Raw genomic sequence first — 23,180 nt, forward strand, 5'->3', positions numbered from 1 at the left:
GGCCGAACCAGGGACCAGGCCGAACCAGGGACCACGGGGAATGGAGGACACGATGTATCCAGGTGTACACGCTGCCCGGACACCCGACCAACCGGCCGTCATCATGGCGGCGAGCGGTGCCCGGCTCACCTTCGGTGAGCTGGAGGAGAACTCGCTCCGCCTCGCGCATCGGCTGCGGGAGCAGGGATTACGGCGGGGCGACGTCATCGCGTTGTTCTCGGGCAACGATCCGCGTGTTTTCGAGGTGTACTGGGCGGCGCAGCGCACCGGTCTCTACGTGACCGCCGTGAACAAGCTCCTCGGGCCCGACGAGCTGCGGTACATCCTGGCGGACAGCGGCGCGCAGGCCCTCTTCGTCGGACCGGGCGTCACCGCCTCCGCGGCGGGCCTGAGCGCTCATGCCCGCGTGCGCTACGCGGTGGCCATGGACTCGGCGCCCGCGGACGGTGGGGAATGGCACGACTATGCTGCCGAGCTCGCCGCCGGGCTGACCGACTCTCTGGACGACCAGCCGCGCGGCGGTGACATGCTCTACTCCTCCGGTACCACCGGGCGTCCGAAGGGCATCCAACCGCCGCTTCCGGACCGGCAGGTGAGTGACCCCGGAGACAGCATGGTCGCGTTGTTCGGTGACAGGCTCGGGCTCGGGCCGGACACCGTCTTCCTCTCACCGGCACCCCTGTATCACGCCGCGTCGCTGCGCCTGTGCGCGACGGTGCAGGCCCTGGGCGGGACTGTCGTGGCCATGGAGAGGTTCGACGCCGAGGCAGCGCTCCGTGCCGTCGAGACCTACCAGGTGACGCACAGCCAGTGGGTGCCGACGATGTTCGTCCGCATGCTCCGACTGCCGGCCGAGGCCCGCGACCGCTACGACCTGTCGAGCCTGCGCGTCGCCGTGCACGCGGCCGCTCCCTGCCCGGCGGAGATCAAGCAGCAGATGATGGCCTGGTGGGGGCCGATCCTGTACGAGTACTACTCCTCCACCGAGGTGGCCGGGGTGACGTGGATCGGTCCGCAGGAGTGGGCCGCCCACCAGGGCTCGGTCGGTCGGGCGATCCTCGGCGTTCCGCACATCTGCGACGACGGCGGCCGTGACCTGCCCACCGGCACGGCCGGGGCGGTGTACTTCGAACGCGACGCGCGCCCGTTCGAGTACCACAACGACCCGGAGAGGACCCGGGCCGCCGAGCACCCCGACCACCCGAACTGGGTGACCGTCGGAGACATCGGCTTCCTCGACGAGGAGGGTTACCTGTATCTCACCGACCGACGAGCATTCATGATCATATCTGGTGGCGTCAACATCTATCCCCAGGAGATCGAGGACGCCCTCACGGTGCATCCCGCGGTCGCGGACGTCGCGGTCATCGGTGTCCCGGACCCCGAGATGGGCGAGCAGGTCAAGGCGGTCGTGCAGGTTGCCCCCGGCCACCTGCCGGGTGAGGAGCTCGCCGCCGAACTGACCGTTCACGTCCGGTCCCGGCTGGCCGGGTACAAGGTGCCGCGAAGCATCGACTTCGTCGACGAGCTGCCGCGCACTCCCACGGGAAAACTCCTGAAGGGCGATCTGCGCGATCGCTACCGGGCGAGCGTCGCGCGCTCGTGACAGCCGCGGTGCTCGACAGGACGGCGGCGGCGTGCGGAGCCCGGACCGAGGTCAGGACCCTGAAACCGCCGCCACGGGCAGCTCCGCCTGGACGTTCTGGGGCGCCGGCGCCATCCGCACCACGGGGGCGGCGCCCTCGACGCCGACCGTGCGTGCCCACAGCAGGGTCAGCGTGTCCAGCAGCGGTTCCTCGTCGAAGTCGACACCCAGGCTGTGCCACAGATAGCAGAGGTGGTCGAGCATCGACCCGAGGGCTTCGGCGGTGAGCCGCAGGTTGATCGTGGTGTCGGCGATTCCCTCCTGCTGCCAGCGGGTGATGCCGCGGACGGTGCGCTGCACGAACTCCTCGCGCATCGCCAGCCGCATCGCCTTGACGTCGGGCCGGATCGTGCCGACCTGCTCGACGAGGGCGATGATCGACGCGGCGGGCCGGTAGGCGTCGAGGAAGCGCTTGAGCGCCGCGCGGATCCGCTCGACCGGCTCTGACGGCACCTCGTCGCTGTGCAACTGGTCGAGAACCTCCCTGATGGCGCGTTCGGCGACCTCGTAGAAGACCGTTTCCTTGGACTCGAAGTACGTGTAGAACGTGCCCTGGGAGGCGCCCGCCTCGTCGGTGATGTCGACGACGCGCGTCTCGAGGTAGCCGTCGCGTTCGAAGACGCGGCGCGCGGCGGCGAGCAGCTCGTCCCTGCGTGCACGCCCCCTGCGGGTGAGCGGGCCGGTGTCCCGGCGCTCGCTCTGCGCGTCGGCCCGTCGATCGACGGGCTCCACCTCGGTCATCCCCGTTTCCCTCCCATGCAGTCGTCTCCGCAGGGTGCCCCAGTGTCGCGACCTTCGGCAAGAGTTGAGCTGCATCTCAAGTTTTTCTTGACACGCATCTCAAGTTGCTGTGTTGTGAGGCACCTCGGCGCCTTCGGTCCCTTGTGCGCCACCTCGTCGTAACTCACCGGCAGTGCCGTCGTGACTCGCCGCCAGCTCAGGCGCGACTGCGGACGGTTGCCGTGGTCCTGGAGCTACCAGTCCGACGCACGTCGTCGCGTGCACACATCGAGGAGTCGCAAACGCCATGAAGAGGTCCCGCACGCTCACCCTCGTGTTAACCAGCACCGTCGGCGCGCTGCTGCTCGCGGCCTGCGGCTCTGACAGCTCGTCTTCGGACAGCGTGTCGGACGGCGGCAGGCCCACCGTCCGCATCGGTGTCGTCGGGCCCGAGAGCGGCAGCGCACCGCAGTTCTGGACCGACGCGATCCGGCCGGTCGAGCTGGCAGCCGACGAACTCGGCGAGAAGTACGGCATCAACGTCGAGATCGTCGAGGCGGACGACGGGGGCACCCCGGAAGGCGCCTCCCAGGCCATCCAGACGCTGCTGAACTCCGAGGACGTCGACGCGCTGTTCGGCCCGCCGCAGTCGGGTAACGCGCTCCAGGTCGCCGAGGTCGTGCAGCGCACCGGGCGGCCGTGGCTGCTGCCCGCGCAGGCGCCTGCGCTGATCAACCCCGAGGCCGACCCCAACTGGGCCTTCCGGACCAACTACGCCAGCGACGACCTGGCCACGATCGTCGGCGACCTGCTGTTCGCGGGCGGCAACCGGGTCGGGGTCGTGCACTCGACGGACGCCTACGGCCAGACCTCGCTCGAGGCGGTCCAGGCCTATGCCGAGGCGAACGGCCTCGAGATCGCCGCGGAGGAGGCCATCCAGCCCGGGAGTACGGACTTCGCGCCGAGTGTGCGTCGCCTGGAGGAGGCCGGCGTCACCGCGGTCTTCATGGGAATCACCGCCGGCGCGGATACCGCCACCGTGACGCGGGCGATGGTCCAGGAGGGCTTCCGCCCCGAGCTCAAGGTCACGAACGCGACGATCCTGGCCGACTTCGAGCAGCTCGCCGAGCCGGCTCAGTGGGAGAACCTGGTCTTCGTCGACACCCGCAGGCTCGCCGAGGGCGCGATGGCCGAGATCAGCGCCGACTACGAGAAGCGCTACGGCGAGGCCCCGATTCTGCCCACGAACGTCTACAGCTTCTTCGCCGGCATGGACGCCTACCTGCAGGCCGTGGCCCAGGTCGGTGACGCGGACGACTACGACGCAGTCCGGGAAGCCATGGAGTCGGTTCCGGCAGTGAGCGTGCGCGGCGAGTCGATCGCCTCGCCGTTCAGCGCCGACGACCACGAGCTGTACGAGGCCGAGGACCAGGCGGCCTGGTACGTGTACGGGTTCGACGCCCAGGGTTCGCTCAGTCTGCAGGGCACGGTGGCTGACTGCCTCGGCGCAGCCGGCTGCTGACCGGGCGACGGAGACGCTCATGGACGTCGTCATCGGCGGGCTGGTCTCGGGGGGCCTGTTCGCGCTCGTCGCGCAGAGTTTTGTCCTGACCTTCCTGACCACCCGGACCCTGAACTTCGCCGTCGGCGAGTTCATGGCGCTCGCCGCGTTCATCGCGCTGGCGCTGGCCGGGTGGGGGTGGCTGCCCGGACCGCTCAGGATCGCCGTCACGGTGGTCGTGCTCGGGGTGCTCGGGGCGGTCGTCTACCGCCTGCTCGTAGTGCCCTTCACCGTGGGGGGCCCACATGACGTGCGCTGGCTGCTCAGCACCGTGGGGATGTCGTATGTGCTGCTCAACCTGCTGACAAACGCTGAGGGAGCCAATCCGCAGAACCTGGGCTTCGGGCGGGTGAAGGCGGTCCCGACCGTCCTCGGCGTGCGTCTCAGCGGCCAGTCGCTGCTGCTCGCCGGGATCGCGATCGGGGTGACTGTCGGCCTCGTGCTCCTGACGACGCGGACACCGCTGGGCCTGTACATGCGGGCGGTGTCGGCCGACCCGCGTACCGCCTCGCTCATGGGTGTCTCACCGCGGGCGGTCGGCATGCTGGCCTACGGCCTCGCGACGGCGATCGCGGCGCTGGCCGGCACGCTGTGGGCGGCCGAGGTCGGGGTCACTCCCGGTCTCGGATCGCCACTGCTCGTCGGCGCCCTGGCCGTCGGCGTGATCGGCGGCCTGACCAGTTTCTGGGGTCCGTTGCTCGGCGGCGCTGTCTACGGCGTCACCACCCAGTTCGTGGGCTACCACATCGACGCCCTGTGGGGGCAGGTCGCCGGCCTGCTGCTGGTGGTGGCGGTGCTGGTGCTGCGGCCCGAAGGCATCGTCGGACGGCGCGTGGAGGCGAAGCTGTGACCGCGACGACCAGATCCACCGGTACGGATGCCGGCGTCGCCGGCTCCCCTGGGACCAAGGCCGCTGATGCCGCCGAGGCCGGTTCGAGCGAAGCCGAGGCGATGTCGTCCCCGGGATCCGCGCCGAGGACGGCGACGCGGACGGCGACGCGGACGACCTGGTGGCACCGGCTGCCGGCCCCCGCGAAAGACGCCGGGTTCGCCCTCGTCGTGCTGGCTCTGGCGGTAGGCGTCACCCTCCCCGGCCTCGCCGGTGACGGGCCGCGGCTGGCGACGATGCAGATGGTCGGTGTTGCCTTCGCGACGGTCCTCGCCGCGCTCGGGCTGAACCTGCTCACCGGCTTCGCGAAGCTGGTGTCCCTGGGCCAGGGGGCCTTCTACGCGCTCGGTGCCTACGCGAGCGCCTGGCTGATCCTCGACGGGGGATGGCCGTGGCCCGTGGCGATCATCGCTGCCGTGCTGCTCTCGTCGGGTGTCGGTGCGCTCGTCGCGCTCGGCTCGATGCGGCTGCGTGGCCCGCAGTTCGCCATGATCACGCTGGTGTTCGCGGTGTTGACGGAGCGGGTGCTCGCCGAGTGGAGCGTCTTCGGGCGGTTGTCCGGCTACCCGAACCCGGTCGAGCACGGATCCGGACTGCTGGACCCGGTGAGCATCGGAGGCTTCGCTCTGGAGCCGCCGCTGTTCGCGGGTGTCGAGGGCACCCTGCTGCCGGTCCTCGCGGTGGTGCTCGCAGTCGTTGTTGTGCTGTACCGGAACGTGGCCCGCTCGCCGTGGGGCCGGTCGTTGCGGGCACTCGGTGAGAGCGAGCACCTCGCCGCGCACCTCGGCGTGAACCTCACCGCACGAAAGATCGCGGTGTTCACCGTCTCGGCCGGCCTGGGTGCCCTCGGCGGGGTGTTCTACACCCAGGCCTACGGCCACCTGCAGCCGGAGAGTTTCGGGATCTACCTGTCCCTCACGCTGCTGCTCGCCGTGATCCTCGGCGGCGGCGGCACCGTGCTCGGCCCGGTGGTCGGAACGGTGATCCTCGTTCTGCTGCAGCACGGTGACGCGCTCGACGGCCTGGTCGACCTGCAGCAGGACCTGATCTCCGACCGCTGGTACCTCTCCGTCCCGGGTCTGGTGGGCCTGCTGCTCGTGGTCGTGCTCTACCTGCTGCCCGCCGGCCTGGTGGGCACGGCGAGCCGCGTCGTGCCCGCCCTGGCCGCCCTGGCCGGTGCGAGGAGGCGACGGGATACCGCGGAGGCCGACCCGCGGTATCCGGCGGACCGGGACGCGCCGCTGCCACCCGACGGAGCGGCGAGCCGGGCGGTCGAGTCGGTGGCGGCGCCGCCGCGGCCACCGGCCGGCGATGAGGTGGTTCTCGCAGTGAACGCCGTGAGCAAGCGTTTCGGTGGGTTGCAGGCGGTTCGGGAGATGAGCCTGACCGTGCGCGCCGGCTCCGTGCATGCGGTCATCGGCCCGAACGGAGCCGGCAAGACGACGCTGGCCAACCTGATCACAGGGGTGTACGCCCCCGACGAGGGAAGCATCACGCTGGCCGGACGCCCCATCAGCGGGCGGCGGGTGCACGACGTGGCCCGGTCAGGCGTCGTCCGTACCTTTCAGACCCCGATGCTGTTCCCCGGGGAGACGGTGCGGGAGAACGTGCTGTCCGGCTTCGCCGACACCGGGCGGATGCCACTCTGGCGCGCGGCGCTCAAGCCGCCGTCGGCCTACCGGCGGGAGACGGCGCTCGAGCACGCCACCACGGCGCTGCTCGCCCGGGTCGGCCTCGTGGACCTGGCCGACGCGCGGGCGGGCAACCTGTCCTACGGCCGTCAGCGGGCACTGGAGATCGCCCGCGCGCTGGCCGGCGAACCTCGGCTGCTCGTGCTCGACGAGCCCGCGGCCGGCCTCAATCCCACCGAAGCCGCCGAACTGGGCGAGCTGCTGCTGAGCCTGCGCGCCCAGGGCCTGGCCATGATCCTCGTGGAGCACCACATGGACCTGGTCGGCCAGGTCGCCGACGAGGTCAGCTGCATGGACCAGGGCGGGCTGCTCTCCGCCGGTCCGGTGGGCGACGTGCTCTCCGACCCCGCCGTCGTCGCGGCATACCTGGGCGTTACCGAGCCCGACCCGGACACCACGCCCGACTCGCCTGAGCACGATCACGCAGGAGCGCCTGATGCCTGACACCGCAGCACGGTCGGCGACGGGCCGCAGTGCCGCCGGACCGGCGGCGACTGCACTGGAGGTCCGTGACCTGCATGCCGGGTACGGACGGGCCACCGTCCTGCACGGTGTGTCCCTGCAGGTCGCCCGGGGCGAGATCGTCTCCGTCATCGGTTCGAACGGAGCCGGCAAGTCGACGTTGGTCCAGACGGTCGCCGGCCTGTTGCCGGCCCGCGCCGGAGAGATTCTGCTCGACGGCGAGGGGGTCACCGGCGCCACCGCGCAGATGCGCGCCCGGCGCGGGGTCGTGCTGGTGCCCGAGGGCCGCCGCCTGTTCGGCGAGCTCACCGTGGGGGAGAACATCCGGCTCGGCCGCCGCGCGGCCCGCGGCCGCTCCGACGACGACCCGGTGGCGGACCTGCTCGACGCGTTCCCGGTGGTGCGCGAACGCTGGAACCAGCAGTCCGGACTGCTCTCCGGCGGCCAGCAGCAGATGGTGGCCCTGACCCGGGCCGCCGCGTCACGCCCGCGCTACCTGCTGCTCGATGAACCCTCGCTCGGTCTGAGTCCCGCTCTGACGCTCGAGGTGTTCCGACTCGTCCGGCTCGTCGCCGAGCGCACCGGCGCGGGCGTCGTGCTGGTCGAACAGATGGCCGACCAGGCACTGCGCCTGGCCAGCCGCGCGTACGTGCTCGAACAGGGCCGGGTCGTCGCGTCCGGGGAGGCCGGGGAGCTCCGCCGTTCCGACGCTGTGCGGAAGGCGTATCTGGGTGGCTGAGCGCGGGCGCGCGGGGCACGGGCGTGGCCACCGCGATCCGCCGGGGTCCCACCGAGATCATGAAGAAGATCGTTGATCGTGACGTCCTGGAGGCGCGTTGATGGGCACCACGCAGAACATGCCGGCGGCACTGTACGAGGTGCGTGACAACGCAGCCGTTGTCACGCTGAACCGGCCGGACGCCCTCAACGCCGTCAACGCCGACCTCGCCACTGCTGTCGGAGAGGGACTCGAAGCGGCCGCGGCCGACCGCGACGTGCGGGTTGTGGTGATCACCGGCAGCGGCCGGGCCTTCTGTGCCGGAGCGGATCTCAAGGAGATCGCCCAGCAGAGGTCGGTCGCCGCACACGGCCATCCCGAGTGGGGCTTCGCCGGGATTGTCCAGCACTGGATCGACAAGCCGGTCATCGCCGCCGTCAACGGGTTTGCGATGGGCGGCGGCACCGAGATCGCCCTGGCCTGCGACCTCGTCGTCGCCGCTGACACCGCCACGTTCGGACTGCCCGAGGTCAAGCGTGGCCTGCTCGCCGCGGCCGGCGGCGTCGTACGCCTCCAGCGGCAGCTCCCTCTCAAGCTCGCCCTCGAGCTGGCACTGACCGGCGACGCGGTCGACGCCGCCACCGCGCACGCCTGGGGGCTGGTCAACCAGGTCGTCCCGGCCGGCGATGTGCTCGACGCGGCGCTGAGCCTGGCCGGCCGCATCGCCGTCAACGCGCCGCTGTCCCTTCAGCACACCAAGCGGATGATCCACCGCACGCTGACCGGCGCCTCGGACTGGGACGCCTCCTGGGTAGGTGAGGATCCGTGGCTGCTCAACGCGGAGGCCATGAAGATCGTCTTCGGTAGTCGGGACGCCCTTGAGGGCTCGCAGGCCTTTGCGCAGAAGCGTCCACCGAGCTGGCAGGGCCGGTGACCGGCGGGCCTGCCCGACGTCCTCACCGGTCTGCTTGCCCGGGCCCGGGCCCGGGCCCGGGCCCGGGTCTGGCTTCGGCTTCGGCTTCGGTCCGGCAATGACGATCCGAGGGGCTTTATGAAGCGAGACCTGTACGACGATGATCATGAGGCTTTCCGGTCGGTTGTCGCCGAGTTCGTGGATCGTGAGGTCGTTCCCCATCTGGAGCGGTGGGACGAACGGTGCCTTATTGACCGCGAGACCTGGCTTGCCGCCGGCAGGCAGGGCATCGTTGGCCTGGCGGCTCCGGAGGGTTATGGCGGTGGTGGGGGTGTGGACTACCGGTTCCGTGCTGTCGTCATGGAGGAGTTCGCCCGTGCGCACGCCACCGCACTGGCTTCCGGCTTCTCGCTGCAGGACGACATCGCGATCCCCTACATCGTCGAGATCGGTACCGAGGAGCAGCGTCGGCGCTGGCTGCCGGGGATGGCCGCCGGTGAGCTGATCGGCGCGATCGCGATGACCGAACCCGGGGCCGGCAGCGACCTGAAGGGCATTCGTACCTCGGCGCGCCGGGTGGACGGCGGCTGGGTGGTCAACGGCACCAAGACGTTCGTTACCAGCGGTATCCAGAGTGATCTGGTCATCACGGTTGCCCGTACCGATCCTGAGGGCGGCGCTCGTGCCCTCAGCCTGTTCGTGGTCGAGCGGGACATGCCGGGTTTCGGCCGCGGCCGCAGGCTGAAGAAGATCGGTCTGCGCGCGCAGGACACCGCGGAGCTGGTCTACGACGATGTGTTCGTCCCGGCCGAAAACGTGCTCGGTGAGATCGGAGGCGGCTTCGGGCAGCTCAGGGCGATGCTGCCGCTGGAGCGGCTGAGCATCGCGGTGCATGCGTTGGCGGTCAGTGAGGTGATCCTCGCGGACACCGTCCAGTACGTGCGTGACCGGCGGGCTTTCGGTCAACGGGTGGCGGACTTCCAGAACACCCAGTTCGAGCTCGCGGAGATGCACACGGAGGTGGGTATCGGCCGGGTCTTCGTGGATCGCGCGGTTCTTGCTCTCAACGCCGGTGAGCTCACCGAGGTCGACGCCGCGCAGGCGAAGTGGTGGGCGGCGGATCTGCAGAACAGGGTCATCGACCGCTGCCTCCAGTTGTACGGCGGCTACGGTTTCATGTTGGAGTATCCGGTTGGCCGGGCCTACCAGGACGCCAGGATCCAGCGAATCTTCGGTGGCACCAACGAAATCATGAAGCAGATCATCGGTCGTAGCCTGGTAGGTCGCCCGTGACCATCGGAAGGTGCCGCCACACATGGCAGGCGCTGTAGGAAAACTCTTCACTCCGGTAGCGGATCAGCGCCACTCATGCTCGCGAAGTATTTACCGGGACCATGTCCTTCCACACATGGCATCGACCGTCCACCGCTGCTCGTCAGCGGACCCGACCATCAACCAAGGAGAAGGCCATGCCGGACGCAGTGATCGTGGAGGCGATACGCACCCCGCTCGGCAGAAGAAACGGGGCCCTGTCCGGAGTGCACCCCGTGGACCTGTCAGCGCACGTGCTGCGCGCGCTCGCCGACCGGACCGGGATCGATCCGGTGATCGTCGACGACGTGATCTGGGGTTGCGTGTCGCAGGTCGGCGAGCAGACTCTCGACATCGCCCGCAACGCCCCGCTGGCCGCGGGCTGGCCCGAGTCGGTCACCGGGGTCACGGTGGACCGGCAGTGCGGCTCGTCCCAGCAGGCCGTCCATTTCGCCGCGGCCGGGCTGGTGGCAGGCCACTACGACGTCGTCGTGGCCGGCGGAGTGGAGTCCATGAGCAGGGTCCCGATGGGTAGCGCCATGCAGGGAGAGGACCCACTGGGCCCGAGGTTCCACGCCCGGTACGGTGGCGTCGCCCCGAACCAGGGGATCGGCGCGGAGATGATCGCCGAACGCTGGGGGTTTACCCGTACCCAGCTCGACGAGTTCTCTCTCGGCTCGCACGAGAAGGCAGCCGCGGCGCAGGGCGAGGGCCGATTCGACGCGCAGATCGCCCCGGTGACCCTGGAGGACGGCACCGTGGTGGGCAGCGACGAGGGCATCCGCCGCGGCGGCACGCTGGAGACCCTGGCCGGGCTGAAGACCGTGTTCAGGCCGGAGGGCGGAGTGATTACCGCGGGAAACAGCTCGCAGATCTCCGACGGGTCGGCGGCGCTGTTGCTGACCACCGGTGAGAAGGCCCGCGAGCTGGGTCTGACCCCGATCGTGCGGGTTCACACCGCGGTGCTGGCCGGCACCGATCCCGTAATCATGCTGACGGCCCCGATCCCGGCGACCCAGAAGGCACTGCGGAAATCTGGTCTGAATATCGCCGAGATCGGCGCGTTCGAGGTCAACGAGGCGTTCGCGCCGGTACCGCTGGCCTGGCTGGCCGACCTCGGCGCCGATCCCAAGGCCCTCAACCCGAACGGCGGGGCGATCGCGCTCGGGCACCCGCTGGGCGGCTCCGGGGCGCGCCTTACGACGACGCTGGTGCACCACATGCGGGACAACGGGATCCGCTACGGGCTACAGACCATGTGTGAGGGCGGGGGCCAGGCCAACGCCACCATCTTCGAGCTGCTCTGAACCGGCGCCGCGACACTGCCCTGGTCCACGAAAGGCAGCCGGCCCGGACCAGGGCCACCCGCGCTTCTGGTTCTGGCCCGGGCGCGTGAACAGGCTGAGGTCGGCCCGTGAACAGGAACGGGCCGACCTCAGCCTGTTCCTCAGGCCGTTTTCGGTATGAGTTCCCTGGTCAGGTGCCGACCGATGACCATGCGCTGGATCTGGTTGGTGCCCTCGAAGATCTGCATGACCTTGGCCTCGCGCATGTAGCGCTCAGCCGGAAAGTCCCGGGTGTAGCCGGCTCCGCCGAGCACCTGGACGGCGTCGGTGGTCACCTTCATCGCCGCGTCCGTGGCGACCAGTTTGGCGATGCTGGCCTGCCTGGCGTAGGGCTTGCCGGAGTCCTTGCGGCGGGCGGCGACGAGGTAGGTGGCGCGGGCGGACTCCACCGCGGCCGCCATGTCGGCAAGCAGGAAGGAAAGACCTTGGTGGTCGGCGATGCGCTTGCCGAAGGTCTCGCGCTCGCGGGCGTAGGCGACAGCGACGTCGAGGGCCGACTGGGCCAGACCGACGGCGACCGCGCTGACGCCGAGCCGACCGGAGTCGAGCGCGGCGAGTGCGATGCTCAGGCCGCGGCCCGGACCGCCGACGAGGCGGTCACGCGGGACATGGACGCCGTCGAGGCGGATGGCTGCTGTGGTCGAGCCGGTCAGGCCCATCTTGTCTTCCGGCTGCGCGGGGCTGAAGCCGGCAAGGCTCGGGGTGAGGTGGAAGCACGATATGGCGCGCGGGCCGTCGTCAGGGGTGCGGAGAAAAGTCGAGTAGAAGTCGGCGTGCCCACCGTGGGTGACCCACGCCTTCTCTCCCACCGCGATCCAGCCTTCGTCGGTCGCCCTGGCGTTCGCGCGCATGGCGGCAGGGTCGGATCCGGCGTGTGCCTCGGACAGGCAGTAGGCGCCGAGAAGCTCTCCCCCGATCATCTCCGGCAGCAGGTCGCGCCGCTGAGCCTCGGTGCCGAAACTGTCGATCGGAAAGCATGCGAGAGTGTGCACGCTGATGCCCAGGGCGACGCTGGCCCATCGCATCGCGAGCTCTTCGAGCACCTGCAGATAGACGGCGTAGGGCTGGCCGCCGCCTCCCACGTCCTCGCCGAACGGCAGGCCCAGCAGGCCGACCTCGCCGAGCAGCCGAAACACCTCGCGGGGGAAGCGTTCCTCCCGCTCGTACCGCGTGGCCTTCGGCGCGAGTTCGGCGTCGGCGATCTCCCGGGTCAGCGCCAGAAGGGCGACGGCGTCCTCGGTGGGCAGTTCACGGTCGACAGGCACAGGATTCCTCAGGCACAGGGTTCCTCTTCGAAGGGCATCGTGTTCAAGGGCATCGTGTCGGGAGCCGCGGCATGCTCGGCCGGCAGTCGCGGAGCTGGACGGCCGCGCGGGCGGCGCACGTCGTCGATCGGGGCGCGTCCTGTCACTGTCGCGGCGGCAGGACCGGCGTGCGGTGCAGTTCGGCCTTCGCGATCGAGCGCAGGTGCACCTCGTCGGGGCCGTCGAACAGCCGCATCGCGCGGTGCCACGCGTACATGGCTGCCAGGGGAGTCACATCGGTGACGCCGGCACCGCCGTGGACCTGGATGGCGCGATCGATCACCCGGGTGGCCGCGCGGGGGATCGCGACCTTCGCCATGGCGACCAGGCCGCGGGCGGCCTTGTTGCCATGAGCGTCGATGACGTGGCTGGCGTGGTGGCACAGCAGCCGCGCCTGCTCGATCTCCAGCCGAGACTCGGCGATCTGCTGTTGCACGACGCCCTGGTCGGCGAGCGGTCCGCCGAAGGCCACCCGTTCCCTGGCCCGAGCGGTCAACAGGGCGAGGGCGCGCTCGGCGGCGCCGAGCGCGCGCATGCAGTGGTGGATCCGGCCCGGGCCGAGTCGGGCCTGGGCGGCGGCGAAGCCGCCACCCTCCTCGCCGATGACGTTGGAGACGGGGACGCGGACCCGGTCGAAGAGGACTTCGGCGTGGCCGTGCTGGTCGTGGTGACCGAGCACGGGGTAGTCGCGGACGATGGTCACGCCCGGGCTGTCACAGGGGATGAGGACCATTGTCTGCTGGCGGTGGGGCGGGGCCGAGGGGTCGCTCTTGCCCATGAGGACGAAGAAGGCGCAGCGGGGATCCATGGCGCCGCTGGTCCACCACTTGCGCCCGGTCACGATGTACTCGTCGCCGTCCCTTTCGATCAGGGTGGCGATGTTGGTGGCGTCGCTGCTGGCGACGTCGGGTTCGGTCATCGCGAACGAGGAGCGGATTTCGCCCCTGAGCAGGGGTTCCAGCCACTCGCGTTTCTGCTGTTCGCTGCCGAGTAGATGAAGCAGTTCCATGTTGCCGGTGTCGGGGGCCTGACCGTTGATCGCCTCGGGCGCGATGTCCAGGCTCCAGCCGGACAGTTCGGCGATCGGTGCGTATTCGAGCTGGGTCAGACCCGACTCCGCCGGGAGGAACAGGTTCCAGAGGCCCTCGGCCCTCGCCTGCTTCTTCAGCTCCTCGACGACCGGTGGGACGAGGTGCCCGCCGGGGCCCACGGCCTGGCGGTGCGCCTGGTACTGGTGCTCTGCCGGGAGCACCTTCTCCCGCATGAACGTGACCATGCGGCTATGCAGGTCGCGCGCCCGAGGGCTGGGGGCGGGCAGATCGTATTCGAACACCGAACCCTCCTGAACAGACCGATCGATCGTTCGGCCTGAACCGTAGGCGCTCTGCGGGGCCCCGTCAACGCGCGAAGCGGACCGCGCCCAAGGCGAAGCCGACATAACGATGAAAGCGGGCGGCCCGCCGTGCCGAGCGGGTTGTCTGCCAGGGCGGACGAGTTGGCCTGTACGCCGGGTTCTGTTCCGGGTCGCCTTGCGGCTTGCCGGTGACGGTCATCCATCTAGGGCCGTCGTTGCCGACGGCCTCGTGCGGTCTACCCGCAGGCTCGGGCGGGCAGCCCTCGAACGCCTGCGCAGCCGCGGCCGTTACCGGCCGGGCATCCTGACCTTGCTCCGGGTGGGGTTTACCGAGCCGCCCGGGTCACCCCGGGCGCTGGTGCGCTCTTACCGCACCGTTTCACCCTTACCGGCGCCCAAGAGCACCGGCGGTCTGTTTTCTGTGGCACTGTCCCGCGGGTCACCCCGGGTGGGCGTTACCCACCACCCCGCCCTGTGGAGCCCGGACGTTCCTCGGCGGCGCCGGGACTCTCGCCCCGGTGCCGACGCGACCGCCCGGCCAACTCGTCCGCGGGACTCAGCATATGGCACCTGCCGTCCTAGACTGCGGGCACGGGTATCAGTGCCCGGAACGACGGACGCCCTGCCGGCCTGAGCCGGCCAGGCCGGCCGGAGTTCGCCGGGACGGACTGTGCAGGGGGCGGGCGATGACGGCACCACAGCAGCCGGGCGGTGGCGGCGAGGCTCCGCGGGCCGTGGCGCCGGGCCAGGTCCCGCCGGCAGCGGCCCCGGCCACCGCCACCGGGTACCCGCCGCCCTCGGCATCACCGGTGCCGGGGCAGGCCCCTCCGGGCGGGTCCGCGCCGGCCCCGGGTACCGGGCCGGCCGCCGCCGGTGGCGGTTCCGGGCCGGGCCGCCGGGCCGGGGTCGCCTACACGACCTACGCGATCACGGTGCTGATTCTGCTGATCGCGATCATGGTGATCGTGTTCGTCGTCAAGAACGACCAGCGGCTGAGCATCTGGGTGTTCGGCTCCACGCAGGAGATGTCGGTCGCCGGCGCGCTCGCCGCGGCTGCCGCGGCGGGGCTGGTCGTGGGCCTGCTGATCGGCGTGCTCCCGCAGATCCGCCTGCGCCGGGAGCTGCGCCATCTGCGGCGGGACAAGCGCGCCGGCTGAGCCGGCTGGGCCGGCTGGGCCGGCAGCGGCTAATGCCCGCGGCGCACCCAGTCGTCGTAGTCGACGGCTTCCTCGCCGATGGTCGTGTCGTCGCCGTGACCGGTGTGCACGACGGTCTCGGAGGGCAGGCTGAGGAGCTTGCCGCGGATCGAGGCAAGAATCGTCGGGAAGTCGGAGAAGGAGCGCCCGGTTGCGCCGGGGCCGCCGCGGAACAGCGTGTCGCCGCTGAAGAGAACCGGGTCGCCGTTGATCTGCCCGTAAAGGCAGACACCGCCGGGGGAGTGCCCGGGGGTGTGCAGCACGCGCAGCTCCCCGCCGGGGATCGGGATGATCTGACCGTCCCGTAGCGACGAGTCCGGCGAGCGCTGCGGGTAGACCTGGCGCCACAGGGCTGTGTCGTCCGGGTGCAGCGCGATCGGTGCGTGCACCCGGTCCGACAGTTCGGCGGCGGCGTTGATGTGGTCGTTGTGCCCGTGCGTCGCGATGATCATCGTCACCCGGCGGCCGTCGGCCGCGGCTTCGATGATGGACGGGTCGTGGGCCGCGTCGATGACGACGATCGTGCGTTCGTCGCCGACGAGCCACACATTGTTGTCCACGGTGAACGTCTGGCCGTCGAGGGTGAACTCGCCGCGGGTGATGACCCGGTCGATCCGCTGGCCACCGCTGACCGTCACGTGGACTCCTCTCCGTGCCGGTTCCGGCTCCGAGCGCCGGCCGGCCCGACCGACCGTACCCGTCCGATCTGGCGGGCAGGTACAGCGCCGGTCAGTCTCACCCGTCCGGATTCACCGGAACGGCGGGCGCGCGTCCGTTCCGCTAGATCAGGACGACGCTGCGCAGGACCTCGCCGCGCTCCATCCGGGCGAAGGCCTCCTCGACGTCGCCGATGCCGATCGTCTCGGTGACGAAGTCGGCCAGGTTCAGCCGCCCCTGGCGGTGCAGATCGGTGATGATCGGGAAGTCCCGGGTCGGCAGGCAGTCGCCGTACCAGGACGAGGCCAGCGAGCCGCCGCGGCTGAAGACCTCGATGAGCGGCAGCTCGACGGTCATGGACGGGTCGGGCACCCCGACCAGCACGAGCCGCCCGGCCAGGTCGCGGGAGAAGAAGGCCTGCCGGTACGTCTCGGGCCGCCCGACCGCCTCGATGACGACGTCCGCGCCGTTGCCTCCGGTCAGCGCCCGCACCGCCTCGACCGGGTCCTGGGTGCTGGCGTTCACCACGTCGGTGGCACCGAAGCGGCGGGCCCACTCCAGTTTGCGGTCGCTGACGTCGACGGCGATGATCCGGCGGGCGCCGGCCACGGCCGCACCGGCGATGGCCGCGTCACCGACACCTCCGCAGCCGAATACGGCCACGGTCTCGCCCAGACCGACCCGCCCGGTGTTCACCGCCGCGCCGAAGCCGGCCATCACCCCGCACCCGATCAGGCCCGCGGCCTGCGGCGGGACCTCCGGGTCGACCTTGACGCACTGCCCGGCGGCGACCAGCGTCAGCGGGGTGAAGGCGCCGATGCCGAGTGCCGGCGACAGCGGGGTGCCGTCCTCCAGCGTCATCGGGTTGGCGGCGTTGCGGGAGTCGAAGCAGTACCAGGGCGCTCCGCGCAGGCAGGAGCGGCAGATGCCGCAGGGGGCGCGCCAGGCGAGCACGACGTAGTCGCCGGGGGCGACGGACGTCACGCCCTCGCCGACGGCCTCGACCGTGCCCGCGGCCTCGTGGCCGAGCAGGAAGGGGTAGTCATCGTTGATGGCGCCTTCGCGGTAGTGCAGGTCGGTGTGACAGACGCCGCAGGCCTGCACCCGCACCCGGGCCTCGCCGGGGCCGGGCGCCGGCACGACGATCCGGGTGAGGGTCACCGGCGCGCCCTTCCCTGCGGCGACGACCGCCTCCACCGTCACTGCCTGCGGGCCCTCGGTCATGGCACTCCCATTCGTCGTGGCTGTGTCGCGGGTGATTTCGGCTCAGCCAACACCCGCCGGTGACCCGCCGGCAATGTCGCCCTGGGCGGCGCTCGCCAGGTGCGGAAGCCGCCGGGGGCCCGGTACCACCGATATCAGCGCGAAACGCACCGGGTGGGCACCGAAGTTCGGGCCGCACATGCTCCGTGGAACACGACACGCCGACGGGCGGGCCCCGAGACCGCTGATACCGGGTCCGGGTCGGTACGCTCCAACCGGTCCGTTTCTGCTCGTCACAGGAGGAGATCTCCGCTGAAGACGCAGTAACAGCCGACAGACAGCAAGAACAGCAGGAACCGATCCGGTAACAGCCCGGGGCTGTCCGAGCAGTCGTGAGGAGCAGGTACTTCGTGGTCCGTTCCGACTCCGCGGTCTCCGGTCCGGGGGGCCGCCGCTACTACGGCGAGGTGACGGTCGGCGAGCCTCGCCTGTCCGAGGACGGCCGGCTGGAGGTCGGCGGCGAGGACAACGCCGACGAGGGTGTCGGCAAGCCGGGCCCGACCGGCCGTCCCATGCCGGCGTTCCCCGTGCCGGCCGCGCTGACCTCTCATGGCCCCGCCTGGGTTGTCGCGATGTGCAACCAGAAGGGCGGGGTGGGCAAGACCACCAGCACGATCAACCTCGGTGCCGCGCTCGCGGAGTACGGCCGCCGGGTGCTGCTCGTCGACTTCGACCCGCAGGGCGCTCTCTCGGTGGGCCTCGGCATCAACCCGATGCAGTTCGACGTCACCGTGCACGACCTGCTGCTCGGCGGCGACGCCGACATCCAGGACACCATCGTCGAGACCCAGGTCGAGGGTCTCGATCTGCTGCCAAGCAACATCGACCTGTCGGCGGCCGAGGTGCTGCTGGTCTCCGAGGTCGGCCGGGAGCACAGCCTGGCCCGCACGCTGGCCCCCGTCATGGACGGCTACGACGTCGTCCTCATCGACTGCCAGCCCTCGCTGGGTCTGCTCACCGTGAACGCGCTCACCGCAGCCGACGCGGTCATGGTTCCGCTGGAGTGCGAGTACTTCGCCCTGCGTGGAGTCGCACTGCTGCTGCAGACCATCGACAAGGTTCGCGAGCGGCTCAACTCCCGCCTGGAACTGGCGGGGATTCTGGCGACCATGTACGACGCGCGGACACTGCACGCCCGCGAGGTGCTCGCCCGGGTTGTCGAGCGTTTCCCGGACGAGGTATTCCACACGGTGATCAATCGTACGGTCCGTTTTCCCGAGACGACCGTCGCCGGAGAGCCGATCACGACGTATGCACCCACATCGGTCGGCGCGGCCGGATACCGTCGTCTGGCCCGTGAGCTGATGGCCCGTTACGCAACACCGCCGGCCGTCGGCTGAACCACCGCCCGGGTTGTTCCCGCACCGTCCCATCGCCCCGGCGGTGTGCGGGCGGCACGGCCCGGGCGGTGAGCGGCGGGCGGTGGCGTGGGCGGCCGGGGGGTGCGGTCGTGTGGGGAAGGGACCCGGTCGGCGGGTCCCGAAGTAGGACAACCGATCGGGGACGGAACAAACGCCGTGCTGTTTCACCTTGCCGAGCCAGCGGCACTGCTCGGGATCGTGCTCGCCTTCGTCATCGGCATCGTCGCGCACGACGCCGCGCAGATCCTCGCCGCCCGGCTGGCGCGGGATCCGGTGCCCCGTCGCTCCGGGCGGCTCACCGCCAGCCTCGGGACGCAGCGGATCAGCCCCTTCAGCTGGGTGGGCGTGCTGCTCGGCGGGGCCGGCTGGGCGGAGCCGATCCAGATGAACGACGTCTGGCGCAGGCGCCGCTTCCACGTGGCCGCCGCGCTGCTCGCCGGGCCGCTGGCCTACGCCCTGCTGGCCCTGGCGGCCCTCGCCGGGGCCCGGGCGCTGACCCGCCGGGTGCTGATCGACACCGGTGACCGGGCGGCGGAGATCGTCGGCAGCACCTTCGGCATCGAACTGCTGCTGTGGATGGCGATCACCTTCGCCTCGCTGTGCATCCTGAGCCTGGTACCGGTCCCGCCGGCGGACGGCGGGCGCATCCTGTTCCTGCTCGGCCCGCAGTCCGACGGCTGGCGCCGGGCCAACCACCGGCTCACCGACAGCAACATCGGGCTCGCGATCCTGCTCGCGGTGATCATTCTGCCGGTGCTGTTCCCGGGCTTCCCGTCCGTGCTCGGTCAGCTGGTCTTCCCGCTCCTGCGCGGCCTGGGCTCGCTGATCGGCATCGACCTGCCCTGACCGCCGACATGGACCTCCCCGGACCCGGTGCCGCCGGAGGCCTCGGCACGCCCGAACCCGCCGCGGACGGCCTCGCGGAGAACGCCGCTGCCGACGCTGTCTCCACCTCCACCTCCACCTCCGGCGCGGCGCGCGGTGCGGGGTCCGGCGCCGCGGGCGGCCCGGCGGACGGCTCTGCGGCGGCGTCCACCGCGCGCGGCGGGCGCACGGTGCCCTTCGTGGTGGAGCTGGAGAACTTCTCCGGGCCGTTCGACCTGCTGCTCTCGCTCATCGCCAAGCACCGGATGGACGTCACCGAGGTGGCGCTGTCGAAGGTGACCGACGAGTTCGTCGCGCACATCCGGCGGCTGGGAGACCGGTTCGACCTGGGGCAGGCCACCGAGTTCCTGGTGATCGCCGCCACTCTGCTCGACCTGAAGGCCGCCCGGCTGCTTCCCGGCGCGATCTCCGACGACGAGGCCGAGGACCTCGCGCTGCTCGAGGCCCGCGACCTGCTCTTCGCCCGGCTGCTCCAGTACAGGGCCTACAAGGAGGCCGCCGCGATCTTCACGGCGATGATGGCGCTGGAGTCGCGGTTCGTCGCCCGGGCCGTCCCGCTGGAGCCCCGGTACGCCGCCGCGCTGCCCGAGGTCCAGATCACCATCGGTCCGTCCGAACTGGCTGCGCTCGCCTCCCGGCTGCGGGAGCCGCCGCTGCCGCCGCAGGTGGCGACCGACCACGTGCACCTGCCGCGGGTCAGCGTTCGCGAGCACATGATCGCCGTCATCGGGATGCTCCGCGAACTGGGGTCGGCCTCGTTCGGGGTGCTCTGCGTCGGCCTGCTCGAGACGATCGAGATCGTGGCCCGGTTCCTCGCGCTGCTGGAGCTGTTCCGGGAGGGCCGCATCGACTTCGAGCAGGAGCGGCCGCTGGGCGAGCTGATCGTCCGCTGGGTGGCCCGTGCCGAGGACGAGGGCCGTCCTGTCGGTGCCTCGCTCTACTCTGGCGAGGACGAGCCGGACGTACCCGGACCCGACCCCACACCTGAATACGACCCCGCACCTGAACCCGACCCCGCACCTGAATACGACCCGGGTCCGCCGGAGGAGGCGGGGGAGGGCCTGCCACCGCAGGAGGACCTGGTCGAGCTGGGCGGCCGGCCCAGGAGACCGAGACGACCGAGGAGATCGACCGCGTGACCGAGGAAGCCACTACGGCCGGAACCGGCGTCGCGGACGTGCCCGTGTCCGCGTCGGAGTCCGAGTCACCGTCGGAGCCGGTGGCGCCGGCTCCGACGGTGAGGGGGCAGGCGAGGCGCCCGCCTGCGGGCGCGGAGCCGGGCCGCCCGTCGGACACCACGCTCGTCGAGGCGGTGCTGACAGTCGCGGAGAGACCGGTGGGCATCGCCGAGTTCGCGACCGCGCTCGACATCCCCGCCCGCCGGGTCGAGCGGCTGCTCGCCGAACTGGCCGAGCGGTACGAGCGGGAGGAGCGCGGCTTCCGGCTGCGGCAGGTGGGCCGCGGCTGGCGGCTCTACACCGCCGACGAGTGCGCGCCCTGGGTGGAGCGCTTCGTGCTGGCGGGGCAGTCGGCGCGGCTGTCCCAGGCGGCGTTGGAGACCCTTGCGATCGTCGCCTACCAGCAGCCGGTCAGCCGGGGGCGGGTCGCGGCGGTGCGCGGCGTCTCGGCGGACGGGGTCATCCGCACCCTCACCGCCCGCAACCTGATCGAGGAGTGTGGCCACGATCACGAGTCGGGCGCGATCCTCTACCGGACCACCGACTACTTCCTGGAGCGGATGGGGCTGCGCGGCCTTGACGAACTGCCGCGGCTGGCACCCCTGCTTCCCGGGGTGGCCGATGTCGATGACATCGTGGCGTCATGAACAGCACCGCATCCGACTCCTCCGGCGCCGCCCCCGGCCGTGACCGCCAGGCGTCCGAGGGCATCCGCCTGCAGAAGGTGCTGGCGTCGGCCGGCATCGGGTCCCGCCGGCACAACGAGGAGCTGATCGACGCCGGGCGCGTCAGCGTCGACGGCGAGGTCGTGCGCGAGCAGGGTCGCCGGGTCGACCCCGAGCGCGCGGTGATCGAGGTCGACGGTGAGCGCATCGTCACCCGCGCCGGCCTGACGTACCTGGCCCTCAACAAGCCCCGCGGCATCCTCTCGGCGATGTCCGACGACCGGGGCCGCCCGACCATCGCCGACCTGCTCACCGAGTTCGGGTCCGGCCTGTTCCACGTCGGGCGGCTCGACGGCGAGAGCGAGGGCCTGCTGCTCGTCATGAACGACGGCGAGCTCGCGCACCGGCTGACGCATCCCTCCTTCGGGGTGGCGAAGACCTACTACGTCGAGATCAGCGGCCCGGTACGCAAGGATCTCCCGCGCCGACTGCGCGCGGGCATCAAGCTCGAGGACGGTCCGGTCTCGGTCGACTCCGCCCGGATCATCGACATGGCCGCGTCCCGGGTGATGATGGAGCTCGTGCTGCACGAGGGCCGCAAGCACGTGGTGCGTCGGATGATGGAGAGCGTGGGGCACCCGGTGCACCGGCTCGTCCGGGTCTCGTTCGGGCCGGTGACGCTCGGCACGCTGCGGGCCGGCCGGGCCCGCCACCTCACCCGGCACGAGATCGGGGCTCTCCACAAGGCCGCGGGCCTGTGACAGCCGGGCCTGCGGGTGGGGCGGGCCGGTTCGCTCCGCCCTACGTGCGGCCCGGCGTCGAGGCCTCGGTGGCAGACCCGCCCGCGTGGGATGACGCGCACCTGCCGGAGCTGCGGCGGGTGGCGGTGGTCGGGTCCGGGCTGATCGGCACGAGCATCGGGCTGGCCCTGACCGCCCGCGGCGTCGAGGTGCTCCTGCGTGACACCGACGAGGCCCAGGTCAAGTTCGCCGAGGCGATGGGCGCCGGGCGGCCCTGGCAGGGCGAGCGGGTCGACCACGCGGTGATCTGCACACCCCTGCCGACGGTCGCCGCCGAGCTGCGGGAACTGCAGCGGAGCGGGCTCGCGGCCACGGTCAGCGACGCCGGCAGCGTGAAGATGCGCCCGCTGGTCGAAGCGGTCCAGCTCGGGTGCGATCTCGGCAGCTGGTGCCCCGCCCATCCCATCGCCGGCCGGGAGCGGCACGGGGCCGTGTCGGCCCGCGCGGACCTGTTCGCCGAGCGGGTCTGGGCCGTCTGCCCGGTGCCGCACACCGGGGCGGCGGCGGTGGCGGCCACCGCCGCGCTCGCCCTGTCCTGCGGCGCCATCCCGGTGCGCACGACACCGGAGCGGCACGACGCGACGATGGCCGTCGTCTCGCACGTGCCGCAGCTCGTCGCGAGCGTGCTCGCCGGCACCGTGCTCGGTCTCGACCCGCACGACCTGCCGTTCGTCGGCCAGGGCTTCCGGGACACGACCCGCCTCGCCGACAGCGACGCCGGGCTGTGGGCCTCGATCATCGAGGGGAACCGGTCGCACATCGCCGAACGGGTGCGTCGGCTGGGGCGGGAGTTCACCCACCTCGCCGACGTGCTGGCCGAGGGCAGCCGGGACGAGGCCGTCGCCGCCGTCTCGGGCGCCATGGGCCGGGGCCGTCACGGCCGGGCACGGCTGCCCCGCAAGGCGGGCGCGCAGGCACTTCCGTGGGGCTGGGTCGGCGTGGTGCTCGACGACCGCCCGGGTCAGCTCGCGGCGCTGTTCGCGGTGATCGGCCAGTGGCAGGTGAACATCGAGGATGTCGGTCCGTTCGAGCACAGCCTCGACGCCCCGGCCGGCATCGTCGAGATCGCCGTCGACCCGGCCGGTGCGGACGGCCTGGTCGAGCGGCTGACGAGGGCCGGATGGACGGCATACCGCCGTTCGTGACGGACCAGCGAGTAGCCTGATCCGGGTCGGCCACCTGGCAGGTGCCGCAGGGACCAACGGCCTGTGATCGGGCCGCCGGCGTGCAGGTCGGGCGCCGCCGGCCCGGTGAGGACAGG

Annotated in this window: 20 protein-coding genes and 1 other RNA gene; 15 read left to right on the forward strand and 6 right to left on the reverse strand. The window is 71.3% G+C overall.

Going from position 1 to position 23,180, the window contains the following annotated elements; genetic code table 11:
• Positions 1-52 precede the first annotated feature (52 nt).
• Positions 53-1,606 (forward strand): acyl-CoA synthetase, encoded by a 1,554-nt coding sequence (locus B207_RS0103315; protein WP_026310623.1) that lies wholly within the window; start codon positions 53-55, stop codon positions 1,604-1,606.
• 51 nt (positions 1,607-1,657) lie between these two features.
• On the opposite strand, the gene B207_RS0103320 is transcribed toward B207_RS0103315, so the two are convergent.
• Positions 1,658-2,386, reverse strand: coding sequence for a TetR/AcrR family transcriptional regulator (locus tag B207_RS0103320; protein WP_018635092.1), 729 nt, complete (start codon positions 2,384-2,386; stop codon positions 1,658-1,660).
• Positions 2,387-2,699: 313 nt separating this feature from the next.
• Between B207_RS0103320 and B207_RS0103325 the strand changes: the two genes are divergently transcribed.
• From B207_RS0103325 to B207_RS0103355, 7 genes are all read left to right on the forward strand, one after another.
• Complete coding sequence (locus B207_RS0103325) at positions 2,700-3,887, forward strand: ABC transporter substrate-binding protein (protein ID WP_195905230.1); 1,188 nt, start codon at positions 2,700-2,702, stop codon at positions 3,885-3,887.
• Positions 3,888-3,906: 19 nt separating this feature from the next.
• Entirely contained in the window at positions 3,907-4,776 is an 870-nt protein-coding gene (locus B207_RS0103330) for a branched-chain amino acid ABC transporter permease (protein ID WP_018635094.1), read from the forward strand.
• Positions 4,773-6,950, forward strand: coding sequence for a branched-chain amino acid ABC transporter ATP-binding protein/permease (locus B207_RS0103335; RefSeq protein WP_018635095.1), 2,178 nt, complete (start codon positions 4,773-4,775; stop codon positions 6,948-6,950). Before B207_RS0103330 ends, B207_RS0103335 begins: the two co-directional genes overlap by 4 nt.
• Complete coding sequence (locus tag B207_RS0103340) at positions 6,943-7,707, forward strand: ABC transporter ATP-binding protein (RefSeq protein WP_018635096.1); 765 nt, start codon at positions 6,943-6,945, stop codon at positions 7,705-7,707. Before B207_RS0103335 ends, B207_RS0103340 begins: the two co-directional genes overlap by 8 nt.
• A 100-nt stretch (positions 7,708-7,807) precedes the next feature.
• Positions 7,808-8,620: a crotonase/enoyl-CoA hydratase family protein gene (locus B207_RS0103345; protein ID WP_018635097.1), complete on the forward strand. Its 813-nt coding sequence runs from the start codon at positions 7,808-7,810 to the stop codon at positions 8,618-8,620.
• 117 nt (positions 8,621-8,737) lie between these two features.
• On the forward strand, positions 8,738-9,892 hold the full coding sequence (locus B207_RS0103350; protein ID WP_018635098.1) for an acyl-CoA dehydrogenase family protein: 1,155 nt from the start codon (positions 8,738-8,740) through the stop codon (positions 9,890-9,892).
• 176 nt (positions 9,893-10,068) lie between these two features.
• Positions 10,069-11,217 carry a thiolase family protein gene (locus B207_RS0103355; RefSeq protein WP_018635100.1) on the forward strand — a complete coding sequence of 383 codons (1,149 nt, stop codon included), beginning with the start codon at positions 10,069-10,071 and terminating at the stop codon, positions 11,215-11,217.
• Positions 11,218-11,357: 140 nt separating this feature from the next.
• On the opposite strand, the gene B207_RS0103360 is transcribed toward B207_RS0103355, so the two are convergent.
• From B207_RS0103360 to rnpB, 3 genes are all read right to left on the reverse strand, one after another.
• Complete coding sequence (locus B207_RS0103360) at positions 11,358-12,521, reverse strand: acyl-CoA dehydrogenase family protein (RefSeq protein ID WP_018635101.1); 1,164 nt, start codon at positions 12,519-12,521, stop codon at positions 11,358-11,360.
• 142 nt (positions 12,522-12,663) lie between these two features.
• Positions 12,664-13,893: an acyl-CoA dehydrogenase family protein gene (locus B207_RS0103365; protein ID WP_018635102.1), complete on the reverse strand. Its 1,230-nt coding sequence runs from the start codon at positions 13,891-13,893 to the stop codon at positions 12,664-12,666.
• 154 nt (positions 13,894-14,047) lie between these two features.
• Positions 14,048-14,460: RNase P RNA component class A (rnpB, locus tag B207_RS36660), an RNA gene on the reverse strand.
• A gap of 140 nt (positions 14,461-14,600) precedes the next feature.
• Between rnpB and B207_RS0103370 the strand changes: the two genes are divergently transcribed.
• Positions 14,601-15,071 carry a lipopolysaccharide assembly protein LapA domain-containing protein gene (locus B207_RS0103370; RefSeq protein WP_018635103.1) on the forward strand — a complete coding sequence of 157 codons (471 nt, stop codon included), beginning with the start codon at positions 14,601-14,603 and terminating at the stop codon, positions 15,069-15,071.
• A 29-nt stretch (positions 15,072-15,100) separates the two neighbouring features.
• Here the strand turns inward: B207_RS0103370 and B207_RS0103375 are convergent, their stop codons facing one another.
• Positions 15,101-15,748, reverse strand: a complete 648-nt coding sequence (locus B207_RS0103375) for an MBL fold metallo-hydrolase (RefSeq protein ID WP_018635104.1) — start codon at positions 15,746-15,748, stop codon at positions 15,101-15,103.
• A 142-nt stretch (positions 15,749-15,890) separates the two neighbouring features.
• Entirely contained in the window at positions 15,891-16,991 is a 1,101-nt protein-coding gene (locus tag B207_RS0103380) for an S-(hydroxymethyl)mycothiol dehydrogenase (protein ID WP_018635105.1), read from the reverse strand.
• Positions 16,992-17,380: 389 nt separating this feature from the next.
• Here B207_RS0103380 and B207_RS0103385 point away from each other — a divergent pair, with 389 nt between their 5' ends.
• The 6 genes from B207_RS0103385 (at position 17,381) to B207_RS0103410 (ending at position 23,064) form a co-directional block, all read left to right on the forward strand.
• Positions 17,381-18,370 (forward strand): ParA family protein, encoded by a 990-nt coding sequence (locus B207_RS0103385; protein ID WP_018635106.1) that lies wholly within the window; start codon positions 17,381-17,383, stop codon positions 18,368-18,370.
• Between the two features lie 177 nt (positions 18,371-18,547).
• On the forward strand, positions 18,548-19,237 hold the full coding sequence (locus tag B207_RS0103390) for a zinc metalloprotease (RefSeq protein WP_018635107.1): 690 nt from the start codon (positions 18,548-18,550) through the stop codon (positions 19,235-19,237).
• A gap of 8 nt (positions 19,238-19,245) precedes the next feature.
• Positions 19,246-20,415 (forward strand): segregation and condensation protein A, encoded by a 1,170-nt coding sequence (locus B207_RS0103395; protein WP_018635108.1) that lies wholly within the window; start codon positions 19,246-19,248, stop codon positions 20,413-20,415.
• Entirely contained in the window at positions 20,412-21,101 is a 690-nt protein-coding gene (scpB, locus tag B207_RS0103400; protein ID WP_018635109.1) for an SMC-Scp complex subunit ScpB, read from the forward strand. The genes B207_RS0103395 and scpB overlap by 4 nt, the downstream gene beginning before the upstream one ends.
• Positions 21,098-21,880: a pseudouridine synthase gene (locus B207_RS0103405; protein ID WP_018635110.1), complete on the forward strand. Its 783-nt coding sequence runs from the start codon at positions 21,098-21,100 to the stop codon at positions 21,878-21,880. Before scpB ends, B207_RS0103405 begins: the two co-directional genes overlap by 4 nt.
• Positions 21,877-23,064 (forward strand): prephenate dehydrogenase, encoded by a 1,188-nt coding sequence (locus B207_RS0103410; protein ID WP_018635111.1) that lies wholly within the window; start codon positions 21,877-21,879, stop codon positions 23,062-23,064. The genes B207_RS0103405 and B207_RS0103410 overlap by 4 nt, the downstream gene beginning before the upstream one ends.
• The last annotated feature ends 116 nt before the right edge of the window (positions 23,065-23,180 follow it).

This window comes from Parafrankia elaeagni (genome assembly GCF_000374165.1).
GTDB lineage: Bacteria > Actinomycetota > Actinomycetes > Frankiales > Frankiaceae > Parafrankia > Parafrankia elaeagni.